Raw genomic sequence first — 16,035 nt, 5'->3', positions numbered from 1 at the left:
TAAGCTGTAACTCTGTAATGAAAAATTTTTATCGTCGGAGCGGGTAATCATCCTGCTTATCTCAACGGAATCAAACCCATTAACAGGGGCATAATTTGCTGATAAAAAAGAAGAAAACCAGATCACACACTGAAGACCGCTCTCTGGCGTTGGTGCTGGCCACCACGGCGGGTACATTGAATGCGATGGCCTTTGGCGCCTTTGGTTTTTTTCCATCCCATATGACCGGCAACGCCTCACAAATTTCAGCGGAAGTGCCTGGTGCGCAATTTCATGAGCTGTTTTTTCTGGCCGTACTGATCATGGCCTTTATTGTCGGGTCGACAATGGCACGCTGCGTGGTCATTAGCGGACTGAAGAAGAATCTGCGGACGATTTACTGCTTTATCCTGCTGGCGGAAGGGGTGGCGTTAATGCTGGCATCGCTGTTTGAGACCGTCTTTTACTCGGTTAAAAATAACGGGGAAGTGCTGGTGTTGCTGGGATTCCTGATGGGAGTGCATAACTCAACCTCGACCCAGCTTTCAAACGGTCGGGTTCGCTCAACGCATGTCACCGGCACGCTGACCGATGCCGGCATTGCATTAGGTTCGTTTATGTCCTCGTTTATTTTTAGTGATAAACCGGCTGAGCGGCATTTTTACCAGAAGCAGCTGCATACGCATCTGACGACCATCATCTCCTTTCTGACGGGCTGTATTGCCGGGTATATGCTGTTTCAGTCATTTGGTTTCACAGCGATGATTGCGCTGGGCATTGTACTGATTATGGTTGCGGTGTTTTCCATCGCTGCGACCGTCAATACGGCACGAGCCCGCAAAGTGACATAGGTATCAGCGGCGCCGTTTACTGCTCAGTCGCGCGCGCCGCTGCAAATTTTTTTAAACGTGATAAAGCTAAAAATACAATTGGCCGCTGCGCTGGTAAACTCAGGCTTTCTGATTACCGGATGATCCTGTTCCTATGTTTACCATTGACTGGCAACGTATTTTCCTGAATGACCTGTCGACGTCATTTCTGGCTGAAGTGGCTGTACGTGTCCTCTTTGCCTACATTATTGTTTTTATTTTTTTAAAAGTTTCCGGCAGACGTGGTATCCGGCAGCTGTCTCTGTTCGAGCTGGTGATCATTCTTACCCTCGGTTCGGCGTCGGGTGATGTGACTTTTTATGATGATGTGCCCATTTTGCCCGTCGCGATGGTATTTATTGTGCTGCTGGTGCTCTACCGGCTGACCACTTACCTGACTGCCCGCAGCCCGCGGCTTTCAAAATGGATCGAGGGCGATGTTGTTACGCTGATTAAAGACGGGGCGTATGTGCTGGAAAGTCTGCACGGACTGAATATCTCCGAAGACGAATTTTTTATGGAACTGCGGCAGGAAGGCGTCGAGCATATCGGCCAGGTCCGGCTGGCGCTGATTGAAGTGGATGGGCAGCTGAGTACTTATTTTTATTCGCATGATGATGTCAGGCCCGGCCTCTCGGTGCTTCCTCCTGAGCACCGTCATGACGTTATCCGCGTGCCTGAAGCGGGCTTATATGCCTGTAATCACTGCGGGCTGACGACGCAGATCGCCGCCCAACAAACGCTGAGCTGCCCCCGATGCCAGCGGGAATCATGGTCACTGGCCTTAATAACCCGACGCTCGCAATAACCCCGGACCCGTTTACCTGCAGAAAGGCCGCAGCCTGTGCTGTTTTAGCGTTATGATTTTGCAGAAAATTCAATTGATGGATAGAGCATAATGTCAACCGTTACTCCTCTGCTGGATGTGCAGGATGTGAGCTATGCAGCCGAAGGGCGTCAGTTACTGGCTCCGGTTTCACTGACGCTTAATGCGGGTGAGTTTGTCCTGCTGACCGGCTCCTCTGGCAGCGGAAAAAGTACTTTACTGAAAATCATGGCTTCGCTGCTGTCGCCTTCTGCAGGCGATATCTGGTTTAAAGGTGAGCCGATTACTGCGCTGAAGGCGGAAAGCTATCGCCAGCAGGTCTCTTATTGTTTCCAGACGCCAGCGTTGTTTGGCACGACGGTGTATGACAACCTCGCTTTTCCATGGCAAATTCGCCAGAAAAAGGCCGACAGGGAAGGGCTGAAACACTGGCTGAACAGGGTCAATCTGCCTGCGGAGAGTCTGGATAAGAAAATCGGTCAGCTTTCCGGCGGCGAAAAACAGCGGGTAGCGTTGTTGCGTAACCTGCAATTTCTGCCACAGGTCTTGCTGCTGGATGAAATCACCAGCGCGCTGGATGAAGAGAACAAGCAACTGACTCACCAGCTGATTGCTGCGCTGGTGAAAGAGGAGGGAACCGCCGTGGTATGGATTAGTCACGATAGCGCCGAGATTAGCCAGGCGCAACGGGTCGTGACGCTGACGGCGCCGGTTTCCGGGAGTCACCATGAACCAGCATAATATTACCAATCAATCACTGGCTTTTGCGCTGCTGCTGGTGGTGATTGCGCTGCTGATCAGCCAGAAAGAGAAGCTGGGTCTGGGTAAGGATATTATCTGGAGCGTGTCGCGCGCCGTTGTTCAGCTGATTATCGTTGGCTATGTCCTGAAGACCATCTTCAATCTGAACAATGGCTGGCTGACGGTATTAATGGTGCTGTTTATCTGCATCAATGCTTCGCTTAATGCCCGCAAGCGCAGCCGTAATATTGATAACGCATTTATCATTTCGTTTATCGCCATCACGGCTGGCACCACGCTGACGCTGGCGATCCTGGTGGTCAGTGGTTCGATTGAATTTATGCCCATGCAGGTGATCCCGATTTCCGGGATGATCGCCGGTAATGCGATGGTCGCCGTCGGATTGTGCTACAGCAATCTTAACCAGCGTTTCGCTGATAACCGGCAAAAGATCCTTGAGATGCTGAGCCTCGGGGCCTCAATTAAAATGGCTTCCGGCACGCTGCTCCGCGAGAGTATTCGCGCCGCGATGATCCCGACCGTGGATGCGGCGAAAACTGTCGGGCTGGTCAGTCTGCCCGGCATGATGTCCGGGCTGATTTTTGCCGGGATTGATCCGGTAAAGGCGATTAAATATCAAATAATGGTGACATTTATGCTGCTGGGGACGGCCAGCCTGTCGACCATTATCGCTGGCTATCTGGCCTGTCGTCGCTTCTATAATGCGCGCGCCCAGCTGAAAACGCTGAGTTAGCGGATATTCGCAACCCGGCCAGCTCGCCTGAACAGCTTAAAACCTGTTCAGGCGCCATTGAGCTTTTTATTAAGAGCTTGCTGGCAGCCGCTCGGGGTAGTGGCCTGCTGGCGCTGTTCGGGAGTGAGTGACTGCCAGCCTTCAATAACTTTTTCCGCAATATCCTGATCGAATTCGGTTTTATTCAGCGATGATGAGGACTGGCCACGCATCGAACTATTCTTGATCTGTTGCAGATAGAACTCTCTGGATCCATCAGGTTTATCAATCGCCGCGCTGCACAGATGGCTAATGTAGTTTTCTTGTGGCTGTTGTTGTGGATCTTCAGCTGTAGCGGTCCCGGCGATAAGCAGGGTAATTAGCAGTAGTGAACTTCTCATGTTTACTCCTTATGTGAACTTTTTAAAGATAGATGAGAACGCGAAAACCTTCCATTAATGGGCTTATTAAAAAATATTTTATAAATCAAGGTGTAAAAAACGAGACTATTCTCTTAATTAAATATATGGTTTTCGTTTTGCAAAATTAACAATAAAATATCTGTCGGTGTAACTATTTATTGACAATTACCAGCTTTGATTGATATTTACCGATATTTCAAGGTGTTGTGAATGTCGCTGAATATGGGGTTTTAAATAGTGATAAAAACTTGCGGATATTGCTTTTGCTGCCATGCTTTATACAGCAAGACGCCCACTGAGAAATGATTCTGAGTGGTAATTTAAAGCACGTAGAGGAAATGTTATGACTGAACATCGTGGTGGATCAGGAAACTTTGCCGATGATCGTGGAAAAGCATCAGAAGCCGGTAAAAAAGGCGGTCAGAAAAGTAGTGGTTCATTTAAAAATGATCACGAAAAAGCCTCCGAAGCAGGGAAGAAAGGTGGGCAAAGTAGCGGTAAAAAACCGTAACTTGTGCATTAATTAAATATTCCGTCGGCAACTGTATGCCCGTTATACTTCTGGTGTGGCGGGTATATTTATATCCGGCCCAGTAAAATATATTCAGCATGATAAAAATACAGCGCTTCGTTATCATTTTTTAGCAAGTACAGCTGGGCATTCTGGCTATTCCGCGGAAAAGCAAAAGAGTTACATGGCCATTTTTCACCTCCCCGCGCCCTGGCAGAAAATGGCTGCACTACTTTTCCGTCGCGGTAAGCGCCTGAGACGCGCAAATCAGCGCCAGGTGGCTCAGCCCTTGCGGAATATTGCCGCGCCAGCTGTTGGTGCGTACATCAAACATCTCGTTAAATGTCTCAACATTGCCTTCCCCACACAGCGTCTCAATAATTTCCTTCATATGAGTTTCGGCCTGTGCTGCTTCACCCATTGAGGCCAGAGCTTCTACCAGCCAGAACGCGCAGGCGACAAAAGTGCTCTCCTCTTTTTCCACATTGCTGTAGCGATAAAGCATGGCCGTGCCATGTCCTAAATCGGCAATGATCGCCTGCAAGGTGGCCAGCATGCGCTGCCGGTTAACTGCATTGCCATAATGGTGAACCAGCGCCAGTGCAGCATCCAGCTTATCTTCGCTGCCGGGATAGAAGAGATAAGCCTGTTTACTTTCGGACCAGCAGTGGGTTTCAACCCAGTCACGAATACGATCACGCTCCCGCTGCCAGCGTCCCACCCACGTAGGTTCGATATGTTGTTCATTCGCCATTGCCACTGCCCGATCAAGCGCCAGCCAGCAGGCCATTTTAGAATGGGTATAGTGCTGGTTTTCAGGCAGCTCCCAGATGCCGGAGTCTTTCTGCCGCCAGTGATCGGCGCAGCAGTTAGCCAGTTCGCCAAGCATACGCGAAGTGGCAAGATCGAGAATGTGCCCGGCTTCAATAAACAGTTGTGCGGTGGCAAGCATATCGCCGTACATGCTCAGCTGCAGCTGATCGCGGGCATTATTGCCGACACGAACGGGTTGCGAATGCTGATAACCCTGTAAATCCGGGTAGCGCTCCTCTGGCACCACCTCGCCTTCAAGGGTGTAACAGGCATGGAGCCTGACCCCGTGGCGAATAATGGTTTTCGACAGCCATGAAAAAGCCGCCTTACAGTCTTCAAGCGCACCGAGATAGACAAACGCCTTAATGATCAGGCAGGCATCGCGTACCCAGGCATAGCGATAATCGTAGTTTTTTTCACCACCGATGCCCTCGGGCAGCGAAGTTGTGGCGGCGGCGGCCAGTGCGCCAGTCGGCGAGTACCAGAGAAATTTCAGCGCCAGCGCTGAACGCATCACCTGAGTTGCATAACGTCCCTGATAGCTGAGGCTTTTTGCCCAGTCGCACCATGCAATATGGCTGGTTTCAATTCTTTCATCAATTGCAGTAAGCGCCGGTACCGCCAGCGGCTCTTTTTCCGTTACCAGCAGTGCCACCAGCGATCGTGAACCGGGCGCGGTGGTGAGCAGGCCGGTGACCTGTTCATCTTCACAGTGCGTAATCTCAATATCATCGCTGGTCCGCAGCATCGCCATCATCTCAGCGATATGAAACACATTTCCCTGCGCGGTATTCGCCATCCACGGCGATCGCGTTTCTGCGGCGGTGCCAAAGCGCAGACGTAAATTGAGTTCGACATGCCCCTTCAGCCCTTCGACGCGCCGTGCCAGTTCGCTCCATGGCAGCCTGCCAGCCAGTGTGCTGTTAATCGATTCCGTTAATAATACTGAACCGCTTTCCGTTTCAAACCGCGTTTCCAGCACATTGCTTTGCTCACGATAGTGACGGGTTACGCTGTAAGGTTCGCTGGGCTCCAGCTGAAAAAAACCGCCAATCGCCGTATCAAGGATGCGATCAAACAATGGCTGCGAATCGAGATTGGGCGCACACCACCAGTCAATTGCGCCATCCGGGGCAATCAGCGCAACGGAACGCCCTTCACCAATCGCAGCATAGTCGCCCAGCCCGGCAAAGCCGTCCTTTCTGACGGGGGATCGATAGTGCTTATTTTTCATCAATATCTTCCTTGTTGTTTATTTTAATCCTGGCACAGATGTGATGATTGTCACATTCTGGCGGAAGATTGATTTAACGATAATCGCAGGCTGGCGCAGAGGTGGAGAATTCTGCCGTTCAGGGCATACACTATGCATATTATTGTTCACGCCGGAGGAGGGACTATGGATAAACAACTTGCAGACGCCGCACAGGCGCTTGGCGATATCCTGTTAAAGCTGGAATTGAAGCTGACGACGGCCGAATCGTGCACCTCAGGTCTGGTCAGTATGACGATGGGATCCACCCACGGCAGCGCCGATTTTTTTACCACTGGGATCGTTACCTATTCCAATAGCGCAAAGCAGCGAATGCTTAACGTCTCCGAACGAACTCTGCGTATCGATAGCGCAGTCAGTGAAGCGGCGGTGCGGGAAATGGCAACGGGCGCGCTGGCTTTATCCGGCGAAGATGTCAGCCTGGCGATCAGTGGGTATGCCGGCCCCGATGGCGGGGAAGATGGCACACCGGCAGGAACAATCTGGTTTGCATGGCAGCTGCCGCATCAGCAACTGTACAGTACGGTGCGTTTAATCGAAGGCGATTGTGAACAGGTGATTCGCGATGCCGCGCTGTTCTCACTCCAGACGTTAACGCAGTTACTGCAAGCGTTTGCGGCCACTCGCTAAATGGCCCGGGTGCTGGGTATCAAGGTTCACTGATCTGCTCGACGTTGATGATGGTACTCTTTCCCTGACCATGCACCCGTCCACTGATGCGCACCAGATCCTCAGCGCCAAACTCTTTACCTTTCCATGCAGACTGAGGAACCACGATGTCAATGGTTTCGGTCTTATCACGAAAAGCATAGCGCTCCTGCTGGTGCTGCTTAATAATATTCCCTTCCAGAGTGACCCATGCGCCATCCCGTAAATCACGGATGCGGTTAACCGTATTCTCACGGGTATCCTCCGTGCCTTTATATCCCGCGTCCTGCTCGTGCTTCGGCGGCGGTGTATCGCCAGCTTTAAATCCGCCGGTTTCTGCTGCGACGACCGAAAAATTAAGTGCGATTAATGAGGCGATCAGAAACGATTTTTTCATTAGTTCTCCTTGCGGCGCGAATCAATATGGTTCATAGCGTGCTTATTAAGCCTGGCAGAAACTACAGAATAGTGTGAACAAAGCGCCAGTGCTGAGCGAATGTGCCTTAAACTCTTGCCTGAATGCTTATACATTCAGTTTGCGATTTTGCAGCCACGCCATCTTCGTCGGCACGCGATGAGAACCCGGCAAGGGGTGAATATCTTTCTCACGTAATGAGCTGGAATTATCAATAGCGCGACAAAATGAATAAATTTTTATATCAAGATAATGTAATTTTTACTCTTTACAGGAAATGGCGATTATATTTATCGCCGGACCAGCAGGTAAGGTTTCTGTAAGTTTTTTTCTCTTAAGGTAGCCCGGTCAGCAATATGGCTGGCGTGTTTAACTTAATGAGGTGTAAATATGCGTTTGAAAAAATTCATTTTGCCACTGTTGATCTTAGGAAGTTATTCAGTAAATTCTTTTGCCGTAAGAGCCGTAAATTCTGATGAAGGTCTGACTAAAATAGGAACTATTTCAGCATCGGGAGCAACCACACTTTCCGGTCTCGAAAACAGACTGGCTCTGAAGGCGGAAGAGCGCGGCGCCAGCGCTTACCGTATTATCTCCGCAGGGGGTGAGAACAGGCTTTATGGCGTTGCGGTGATTTATAAATAATTTGTAGTAAAGTCCAGGGAGGAAGGTTTTCCCTGGACCCATAGCGGTTTTACACTCAGTCGCGACTTGAGCAGATATGCCAGCTTTAACCCGCTTAGCTAAACACTATTCTCTTTCAGCAGGCAACAGCCTGATTAATGCCTCCAGCTGCGGTGTTTTGGCGCCACGCCGCCAGATAAGCCAGGTATTCAGCCAGCGCCAGTTCTCATCAGGAACGCAAATTGTCACCTGTTCATGGCCAGGCATGCTCTCCAGCATGCTGCGCGGCAGCATCGCCATGCCGGCGCCAGCGATCACGCAGGCCAGCATGCCGTGATAGGACTCCATCTCGTATATTTTACCCGGTGTGGCCTGATCGCCAAGGAACCAGTTTTCAAAGTGTCGGCGATAGGAGCAGTTCTCGCGGAAGGCATAAATATTATGACCACTCACATCGCGCGCACGGTTAACTACCGCAGAACCGGCAGGGGCAATAATCACCATCTCTTCCAGAAAAACCGGCATTCCTTCTATCGCCGGATGCATCACCGGTCCGTCAATAAAAGCTGCTGACAGATCGCCTGCCAGCACCGCATCCAGCATGGTGCCGGACGGACCGGTACTCAAATCCAGTTGTATCATCGGGTAACGCTGATGGTACTGGCCGAGGATGCCAGGGATCCGTACCGCGGCGGTGCTCTCCAGCGAACCCAGGCTAAAGATACCCTGCGGCTGCTGCCCGGTGACCGTCTGACGGGCTTCAGCCACCAGAGCGAGAATCTGACTACTGTACTGCAGCAAACTGTGGCCCGCAGGTGACAGTCGCAAACGCTGGCTTTCGCGGATAAACAGTTCCACTCCCAGATCAGCTTCCAGCTGGCGAATGCGGGTGGTGACATTGGACGGCACCCGATGCACCCTGCGCGCCGCTTCAGACACGCTACCGGTTTCAGCCACCGCGGAAAACATCTCAAGTTGGGAAAGATTCATGCCGTTCTCATTTAGTGAAAGGTTGCAGCTCAATTATTCACTTTTCTGATGGCCCTCACAAGTCCAGAATACCCTCAACGCAAATTGACCACGGACATTACTATGACCATTAGCCATCTGACTCATGCCATTTCACTCAATCCGGCCAGCGCGGAAAAACTGGCTGACTATCCCTTTGATACCACCGCCCAGGTTGATCAGGCGATTGCCGTTTGTTACAACGCGGGCAAGCAGTGGGGCGCGCAGAGCGTCGCACAACGCGCGGATAAACTGCGCGATCTGGGCAATGCGTTACGTGAAAACCTCGAACAGCTGGCACAGCTGATCAGTCAGGAGATGGGTAAGCCGATTAAGCAGGCTCGCGGGGAAGTAGCAAAAAGCGCCAGCCTTTGCGACTGGTATGCAGAACACGGACCGGCAATGCTGGCGACCAGGCCGACGCTGGTTCCTGACAATCAGGCGGTAACCGAATTTCGTCCGTTAGGCACCGTTCTGGCAGTTATGCCGTGGAATTTCCCGCTGTGGCAGGTAATGCGCAGTGCAGTGCCGGTGATGCTGGCCGGTAACAGTTACCTGCTGAAACATGCGCCAAATGTGATGGGCAGTGCTTATCTTATCCAGCGCATTGTGGCTGCGGCAGGCTTCCCGCAGGGGGTGTTTACCGTGATTAATGCCAGCAATGAAGGGGTCAGCCAGGCGATTACTGACAACCGCGTGGCGGCAGTAACCTTTACCGGTAGTGTCAGGGCTGGTGCGGCGATTGGTGCTCAGGCCGGAGCGGCACTGAAGAAATCGGTGCTGGAACTGGGCGGCTCCGATCCCTTTATCGTGCTGAAAGATGCCGATCTGGATCAGGCGGTTAAAGCAGCAGTCGCGGGTCGTTATCAGAACAGCGGGCAGGTCTGCGCCGCGGCAAAACGCTTTATTATTGAAGAAGCGATTGCCGACGCGTTCACCGCGAAATTTGTCGCTGCCGTCGAGGCGCTGAAAACCGGTGCGCCAGATGACGAGGATAACTATGTCGGCCCGATGGCCCGCTTCGATCTGCGCGATGAACTGCATGGCCAGGTAGAAGCAACGCTGGCCGAAGGCGCAGTACTGCTGACCGGCGGTTACAAAGTACCGGGCAAAGGTAACTTCTATGCGCCAACGGTGCTGGGTAACGTCCAGCCGCATATGACTGCTTTTCGCCAGGAGCTGTTTGGTCCGGTAGCGGCGGTGACCGTGGCGCGTGACGCCGATCATGCGGTGACGCTGGCTAATGACAGTGATTTTGGCCTGTCTGCCACTATCTACAGTGCAGACGAAGCGCTGGCGAATGAAATAGCCTGCCGACTCGAATGCGGCGGCGTATTTATTAATGGCTACAGCGCCAGTGACCCGCGCGTGGCATTTGGTGGTGTGAAGAAGAGTGGTTATGGACGTGAACTGTCAGTGTATGGACTGCATGAGTTCTGTAATATTCAGACCGTATGGAAAAACCGTCAGGGCTAAGCGCTAACGGGTGAGCTGACCAGAGGGATCTCTGGTCAGCATGGAGGATGCAGGCTAGTAGTCAGGATCATCGGGTGTGCGGCTGACAATCAGTTCAAGCGCAAGGCGGTAAATATCCTGAGTAACCACATCGGCGGTGGTTTCAAGTTTTTCAATCAGCTTCAGAATAATACCTTTATGGGTGACATGGTTGCCGGAAGCAACGATCTCCTTAATGACGGCGCCGATAACTTCTGCTTCGGACGCATAAATCTCACCGGCTTCACTCAAATATTGAGAAAGCTGAGATTCCGTCGACAACTCCTGCATGGTTGTATCCTCTTAAATGGGTCTGGCAGCTGAATAGCTGGCACTATTTTTCGGGTAAAGCATAGAAGAGAATTACCGGGACTGCTCAGTGTTTTCTCGAGCCGTCAGCTGGCCCTTCGTTGGTGAAAATATGCACCACATTGTCGGTGTCACGAATCTTCTGCGTCACCCGCTTACGATTTTCCGGCATATTACCGATCACTTCATGTATGGCGCGCTTACAGGCCCGGCACCTGGCAGGGTCACTCTCCTGTTTCGCCATGGTCTGCAGTTGCTTGATCAGCGAAGCGTTGTTGATTGCTCCGCCTGCATTTATCAGCGCCAGCACCGCTTCACCCATCATAATATCGATTAGTTTTTCTTCGTCACTTCTGGTCATAACAGCTTCTCTGAATCAGTAATGCATCCTGCAGTGGGCAGGAGGCAGAGACTTCAACGGGCTGTGCAGTCCAGTCAGGGGTAAAAGAAATACCAGATATCTGGTTAGCATAAAAACGTATGACTTAGTCTCTGCGTCCAAACAACATGCCAATCAGTTGCTGATAGTGCTTTTCCTGCTCCTTACTACTGGACAGCTCGAGGCGGGTCAGCAATTTGGCGCAAATCGCCTTACGATTGATACTTTTACCCGAACGCAGGATCTCCACAACAATCTGCCCCAGCGTCTCCTGCTGAGACGGCAGCGTGGCCTCGTTAAAATAGTGGGCGATATCTTGATCTGTTTTAGTGTTATATCCATCCTGATGCATGTCACTGCCCTCAGCGGTGAAAGATTAATATGTGCCCAATAATTCCCGGGGATCAAGTTATACAGTTTCCAAAAACATGTACAGAATATTGCTGTGCCTGCGAAGGTTTTTTTTGGCAAAAAGTGCTATTCACTTAGCTGAAAAGCTGAATTCTTATGCAATTAGTCAACTTGTTCCGAATTGTGGACGTCTCAGGGCGTCGCGACTGGCAAATTTCTGACAGCTGTTATACTGGGTATATCGCCACAGAAAGGAGGTGAAGTGCCCGACAGATATAAAGAAGACCATAAAGAAATTTGTGCAGTAATCGGTAATGCGGTGTTTGACCTGATTAAAACCGGGCAGGCGCTTGAAGTGCGCAACATTATTCTGGCGTTACAGCTCAAGGGTGCGCAGACCTCCAGTGAGCGGCTGAAAAATATCTATCTGCTGGCCAGACACTACGTGACGCAAAATGCCGCAAAAGACAACAACTGAGGGCCGTGATCGGTTTACGCCTGGTCTCACCGGCGAAAAAAGGTATTTTAACCACCGGCTTTTAAACTCAGTATGGGTAAATTCAAGGATAGTGCGGATGATAGCCTGGAATGGCTTCGGCTTTTTTATTCCTGTCGCTTACTGGTCAATAATCCTGTTTTTACCGGGTGTGGGACTCTGTATTTACCATCTGAATAAATAATCAGATCTTTCTTGTCGACATCGTGGATAATTGACAATTCTGTTAAAAATGGAGATAGCGTTATTATGGCAATTAAAAAGACACTGGGCATGCTGAGCCTGGTTGCAACTTTATGTGGTGCCAGCACTATGGCGGTTGCGGCTCAGACTGCGACGCCTGCTGCCAGTGCACCCGCAGTGCAAAAGATCTCGCTGCTTAACGGCAAATTTGCTTTTGATCTCCAGGGTTATGAAGTGCAGCCTGTTCCGGGCGGGGCGCCGGGTAAAATGTACGTTAACAAGCAGGACAAACGCGTACTGATTATTGGCGAAGAGCCGGTGCCGGCGGTTGCGCGTGGTGGCAGCGATGCTGATTTCCTGGAAGGCATGAAGGATATCAGGGATAAACAAAAGCAGGTTTCGCCTGATTATAAGGTGATTAGCGAAAAGACTGAGAAGGTTAAAGGGCTGGATGTTTACCATATTGAAGCCACTGATATTCAGGGTGACAGCCATGTGATTCAGACCACTCTGCTGGCGGTTGCCGACCACAAATTCACCGTTATCCAGATCTTTTCTGGCGTCAGCAATAAAGCTGCGCATCAGCTGATGGTCAATAAGATTCTGGCTAAATAATCCGCAGTAACAACTCAGGATGGTCTGGCTGCTATCCTGAGTCAATAGCGCTCACCCGCGGCTCAGACTGACCGGGTTAATGACGGCATCAACCGGCGAAGACATTGACCCTGATACCAGATATTTTGCAGCATCGGCTCAGCGTCAATATTTATGCCCTGCTGGATAATCTTCTCTTTAAGCCATCTTATTTCGTTAATCAGTTCCGGGCTGAATGTTTTTTTACATTGCGCCTTATTCAGCCACAACAACAGAAATTGATTCTTTTTTAACGGTAAATAAATACCCTGGTAGCGACTGGCTAACTTCAGGGCAATGATTGCACAGAAATAAAAGTGCAGTCGTTTATTAAGTTGTTGCTGATTTATCATAGTCACTTAATTTTTCAGATTGGTTTACTTAAGCAAAGGATGGATCTGCACGAAAGGGCGAAAAGTGATTAATTAATCACTCCATCCTTTAGGTGATAAAGCGTTTTATGATTTAAGCCTGACTTACCCTTCGCGACCGGCGCGAAATTCCTGCCAGCGAATGACCGAGTTTATTCCCACCCAGGCAAACGGATTCGGCGGAATACGTCCAGGGGGCGCCTGCGTCTGATATTTCTGTAAGCTCTCTGAAGCGGTTTGTGTTGCCATCTCCGCCACCATTACGCCCGCAAGGGTGCTTTTCACGGTTCCCAGCCCATTTTCACAACAGGCTGAATAGAGGTTTTCCTCAATTTCACCGAAAGCTGGCACGCTATTGACGCTCAGGCATAATCTGCCGGCCCAGCTGTATTCAAAGGGTAAATTCTTCAGCTGGGGATAGCGTGCTTCCATTGAGTGGCGCTGCTCTGCGGCAATCGATGCCACCCGTTGTGTTGATACCTTGATACCGGGATCGTAGGTGAAACGGGTGCGAATAACGATCCGCGACTCACCGTGGTCGGTGGTGATTTTACGCAGCGTAGCGCCCATCGGATCGGCCGGTAACAGCGCCCAGTTTTCCTGCCCGGTTGCTAAGTGATTAAACTGATCCTGACGGAACCCCCGGGTCATGGAAGCATAGGTAAAGACATGCATCAGCCGTCCGCGGAAATGACCGAAATCTTCGATATGTCCGTTTACGCCGAGAATCACTTTGGTTGCGGTGATGGTGCCGCGTGGCGTGCGCGCACGCCAGTACTGGCCGCTACGATTAAGCTCCACCACCGGCGTATTTTCGTACAGTTCGGTTTTATCCTGTAATCCCGCCGCCAGATCGCGAATATATTGGGCGGGCTGAATTAATACCGCGCCAGGCGTATACAGTCCGTCGTGAAAATAGTCTGAACCGGTGATCTCTTTCATTTCGGCAGCATCCAGCCGCTTAAATGATTCACCGATACGCTGCAGTGACAACGCGTAATTCGCGTTTAATTTTACCCCGCGACCGGTTGCAGAGGCATTGATCTTGCCACAGGGATTAAAGGTGCCGGCCGCCATGCCATATTCCTGCGCCGCCGAGCGGGCAAAGTCGATTGCCAGGCGGTTTTGCGCAATCTCAAAGGCGGTCTCATCTTCACCGGCAACCGAGTACTCACCGGAAGAGAGACTGTGCGGTACGTCAATCATAAAGCCGGAGTTGCGACCCGCCGGGCCGGTGGCAATCTCGCGCGCGTCCACTATCACGATTTTCTCACCCGGTCGCAGCTGCGACAGCCTGCGCGCTGCCGACAGACCGGCAAAACCCCCGCCAATAATCAGCCAGTCGGCGCTGATATCACCATCCAGGCTACGGACGGGGGTGTTACGTTGCGAAATCGCTTCCCAGCCCGACCGGCCGGTGTCGACCGGCAACCGCTTAATCATATGATGACTCATAATGCGCCCTCATCAGGGGCTGACAGGTCAATCCAGATGGTTTTCAGCTCGGTGTACTGATCGTGAGCGAATACCGATTTGTCGCGTCCGCCAAAGCCGGACTGTTTGTAGCCGCCGAACGGTGTGCTGGCATCGCCTTCACCAAAGCAGTTAACGGTCACGGTGCCGGCGCGAATCGCTTTCGCCACGTTTAGCGCATTACGCAGATTGCCGCTGTAAACCGCGGCGGCCAGGCCATAAGGCGTATCATTTGCCAGCGTGATGGCTTCAGCGATGCTTTCAAAGGGGGTTACGGTCAGCACCGGGCCAAAAATCTCTTCCTGAAAAATCGCGCTGTCGCGGCTGACGCCATCAATAATGGTTGGCTGGATACAGACACCTTGTTCGCTGTCGCCGCCATGCAGAATAGTCAGGTTTTCTGCTCTGGCCAGCGCCAGATAGCTGTTAACTTTGTCAAAATGCGCCTTACCAATTAGCGCACCCAGTCGGCTGGCAGGATCCAGCGGGTCACCCATCTTCCACTCGCCGATTTGTGCAGCGATAGCGGCAAGTAATTTATCCTTCACGCCGGAATGCACCAGCAAGCGTGAAGTGGCAGAGCAGTTTTCGCCCATATTCCACAGCGCGCCATTCAGAATATGGCCTGCGACCTTATCCAGATCTTCGGCGTCCTCCAGCACCACCGCCGGGTTTTTGCCGCCGCACTCCAGCACCACGCGTTTAAGATTGGAATCCGCCGCATAACGCAGGAAACGGCGGCCAGTGGCGGTGGAACCGGTAAAGCTGACCATATCAATATCAGGATGCAGGCCTATCGGCTCACCCACCTCGCGGCCGGTGCCGGTCACGATATTCAGGATCCCGGCGGGCACGCCCGCTTCAGTCGCCAGCTGTGCAACGCGCAGAGCGGTCAGCGAGGTCTGTTCAGCCGGTTTTACAATCACCGAGCAGCCCGCTGCTAACGCCGGGCCTATTTTCCATGCCAGCATCAGTAACGGGAAATTCCACGGTAAAACACAGCCCACGACGCCCACCGGTTCGCGAATGATCATCGCCATTGCCTGATTGCCGGCGGGCGCTGTCTGGTCATACAGCTTATCGATGGTTTCTGCATGCCAGCGCAGAATATGAATAGTCTCGGGAATATCCACCGCCAGGCATTCACCGACCGGTTTACCGCTGTCAAGACTTTCCATTACGGCCAGCGGATGGCTGTTATCTTCCAGCAGTGACGCCAGTCGCAGCAGAATCGTTTTTCGCTCTGCAGGCGCCAGCAGACGCCAGCGTCCGTCGTCAAAAGCGGCGCGCGCTTTACTTACCGCATAATCCACATCGCGGTTGTCGCAGGCCGTGATGCGGCTCAGCAACTCGCCAGTGGCCGGATTCGTGGTATCAAAGGTAGCGCCTGAGAGTGCGCTGTAATCTTCACCGTCAATCCAGGAGTGATGCGGAAAAATCATGCTGCGCGCCAGCGCAGCGTGGTCTGAAATAGAATTCATCGC

At 51.7% G+C, this 16,035-nt stretch carries 19 protein-coding genes; 10 read left to right on the top strand and 9 right to left on the bottom strand.

Annotated elements, in window-relative coordinates; translation table 11 throughout:
• Positions 1-95: 95 nt before the first annotated feature.
• From N5923_RS22695 to fetB, 4 genes are all read left to right on the top strand, one after another.
• Positions 96-830 (top strand): YoaK family protein, encoded by a 735-nt coding sequence (locus N5923_RS22695; protein ID WP_267145271.1) that lies wholly within the window; start codon positions 96-98, stop codon positions 828-830.
• 133 nt (positions 831-963) lie between these two features.
• Positions 964-1,656: a DUF421 domain-containing protein gene (locus N5923_RS22690; protein ID WP_267144532.1), complete on the top strand. Its 693-nt coding sequence runs from the start codon at positions 964-966 to the stop codon at positions 1,654-1,656.
• 90 nt (positions 1,657-1,746) lie between these two features.
• Positions 1,747-2,415 carry an iron efflux ABC transporter ATP-binding subunit FetA gene (gene fetA / locus N5923_RS22685; RefSeq protein ID WP_267144533.1) on the top strand — a complete coding sequence of 223 codons (669 nt, stop codon included), beginning with the start codon at positions 1,747-1,749 and terminating at the stop codon, positions 2,413-2,415.
• Positions 2,402-3,169, top strand: coding sequence for an iron efflux ABC transporter permease subunit FetB (gene fetB / locus N5923_RS22680; RefSeq protein WP_267144534.1), 768 nt, complete (start codon positions 2,402-2,404; stop codon positions 3,167-3,169). Before fetA ends, fetB begins: the two co-directional genes overlap by 14 nt.
• Before the next feature lie 47 nt (positions 3,170-3,216).
• Here the strand turns inward: fetB and N5923_RS22675 are convergent, their stop codons facing one another.
• Positions 3,217-3,549 (bottom strand): hypothetical protein, encoded by a 333-nt coding sequence (locus N5923_RS22675; protein WP_267144535.1) that lies wholly within the window; start codon positions 3,547-3,549, stop codon positions 3,217-3,219.
• Between the two features lie 364 nt (positions 3,550-3,913).
• Between N5923_RS22675 and N5923_RS22670 the strand changes: the two genes are divergently transcribed.
• A complete protein-coding gene (locus N5923_RS22670; RefSeq protein ID WP_267144536.1) occupies positions 3,914-4,081 on the top strand; it encodes a con-10 family general stress protein in 168 nt (55 codons plus the stop codon).
• A 229-nt stretch (positions 4,082-4,310) separates the two neighbouring features.
• Here N5923_RS22670 and N5923_RS22665 read toward each other — a convergent pair whose 3' ends face one another.
• Positions 4,311-6,128: a glycoside hydrolase family 15 protein gene (locus tag N5923_RS22665; RefSeq protein WP_267144537.1), complete on the bottom strand. Its 1,818-nt coding sequence runs from the start codon at positions 6,126-6,128 to the stop codon at positions 4,311-4,313.
• A gap of 165 nt (positions 6,129-6,293) precedes the next feature.
• Here N5923_RS22665 and N5923_RS22660 point away from each other — a divergent pair, with 165 nt between their 5' ends.
• Positions 6,294-6,797: a CinA family protein gene (locus N5923_RS22660; RefSeq protein ID WP_267145270.1), complete on the top strand. Its 504-nt coding sequence runs from the start codon at positions 6,294-6,296 to the stop codon at positions 6,795-6,797.
• 19 nt (positions 6,798-6,816) lie between these two features.
• Here N5923_RS22660 and N5923_RS22655 read toward each other — a convergent pair whose 3' ends face one another.
• A complete protein-coding gene (locus tag N5923_RS22655) occupies positions 6,817-7,212 on the bottom strand; it encodes a YgiW/YdeI family stress tolerance OB fold protein (RefSeq protein ID WP_267144539.1) in 396 nt (131 codons plus the stop codon).
• A gap of 408 nt (positions 7,213-7,620) precedes the next feature.
• On the opposite strand from N5923_RS22655, the gene N5923_RS22650 reads away from it, so the two are divergent.
• A complete protein-coding gene (locus N5923_RS22650; RefSeq protein ID WP_267144540.1) occupies positions 7,621-7,875 on the top strand; it encodes a YdgH/BhsA/McbA-like domain containing protein in 255 nt (84 codons plus the stop codon).
• A gap of 105 nt (positions 7,876-7,980) precedes the next feature.
• Here the strand turns inward: N5923_RS22650 and ptrR are convergent, their stop codons facing one another.
• Positions 7,981-8,844 (bottom strand): putrescine utilization regulator PtrR, encoded by an 864-nt coding sequence (ptrR, locus tag N5923_RS22645; RefSeq protein ID WP_267144541.1) that lies wholly within the window; start codon positions 8,842-8,844, stop codon positions 7,981-7,983.
• 102 nt (positions 8,845-8,946) lie between these two features.
• On the opposite strand from ptrR, the gene N5923_RS22640 reads away from it, so the two are divergent.
• Positions 8,947-10,338: an aldehyde dehydrogenase family protein gene (locus tag N5923_RS22640; RefSeq protein ID WP_267144542.1), complete on the top strand. Its 1,392-nt coding sequence runs from the start codon at positions 8,947-8,949 to the stop codon at positions 10,336-10,338.
• Between the two features lie 54 nt (positions 10,339-10,392).
• Here the strand turns inward: N5923_RS22640 and N5923_RS22635 are convergent, their stop codons facing one another.
• The 3 genes from N5923_RS22635 to ycgZ form a co-directional block, all read right to left on the bottom strand.
• Positions 10,393-10,647, bottom strand: a complete 255-nt coding sequence (locus N5923_RS22635; RefSeq protein WP_267144543.1) for a biofilm/acid-resistance regulator YmgB/AriR — start codon at positions 10,645-10,647, stop codon at positions 10,393-10,395.
• Positions 10,648-10,732: 85 nt separating this feature from the next.
• Positions 10,733-11,026 (bottom strand): hypothetical protein, encoded by a 294-nt coding sequence (locus N5923_RS22630; RefSeq protein ID WP_267144544.1) that lies wholly within the window; start codon positions 11,024-11,026, stop codon positions 10,733-10,735.
• A gap of 124 nt (positions 11,027-11,150) precedes the next feature.
• Complete coding sequence (ycgZ, locus tag N5923_RS22625; RefSeq protein ID WP_267144545.1) at positions 11,151-11,396, bottom strand: regulatory protein YcgZ; 246 nt, start codon at positions 11,394-11,396, stop codon at positions 11,151-11,153.
• Between the two features lie 261 nt (positions 11,397-11,657).
• Here ycgZ and N5923_RS22620 point away from each other — a divergent pair, with 261 nt between their 5' ends.
• Together N5923_RS22620 and N5923_RS22615 are read left to right on the top strand one after the other, a co-directional pair.
• Positions 11,658-11,873, top strand: a complete 216-nt coding sequence (locus tag N5923_RS22620; protein WP_267144546.1) for a hypothetical protein — start codon at positions 11,658-11,660, stop codon at positions 11,871-11,873.
• A 267-nt stretch (positions 11,874-12,140) separates the two neighbouring features.
• The gene (locus tag N5923_RS22615) at positions 12,141-12,689 is read left to right on the top strand and encodes a DcrB/PsbP domain-containing protein (RefSeq protein ID WP_267144547.1); all 549 of its coding nucleotides are present in this window, start codon (positions 12,141-12,143) and stop codon (positions 12,687-12,689) included.
• A gap of 494 nt (positions 12,690-13,183) precedes the next feature.
• On the opposite strand, the gene N5923_RS22610 is transcribed toward N5923_RS22615, so the two are convergent.
• Entirely contained in the window at positions 13,184-14,533 is a 1,350-nt protein-coding gene (locus N5923_RS22610; protein WP_267144548.1) for an NAD(P)/FAD-dependent oxidoreductase, read from the bottom strand.
• A complete protein-coding gene (locus N5923_RS22605) occupies positions 14,530-16,032 on the bottom strand; it encodes an aldehyde dehydrogenase (RefSeq protein ID WP_267144549.1) in 1,503 nt (500 codons plus the stop codon). Before N5923_RS22605 ends, N5923_RS22610 begins: the two co-directional genes overlap by 4 nt.
• Positions 16,033-16,035: the final 3 nt, after the last annotated feature.

Origin of the sequence: Winslowiella arboricola (genome assembly GCF_025527015.1) — a bacterium.
Taxonomy (GTDB): Bacteria; Pseudomonadota; Gammaproteobacteria; order Enterobacterales; family Enterobacteriaceae; genus Erwinia; species Erwinia arboricola.
The sequence above is the reverse complement of the archived record's forward strand: the minus strand, read 5'-3'. Positions and strand labels throughout refer to the sequence as shown.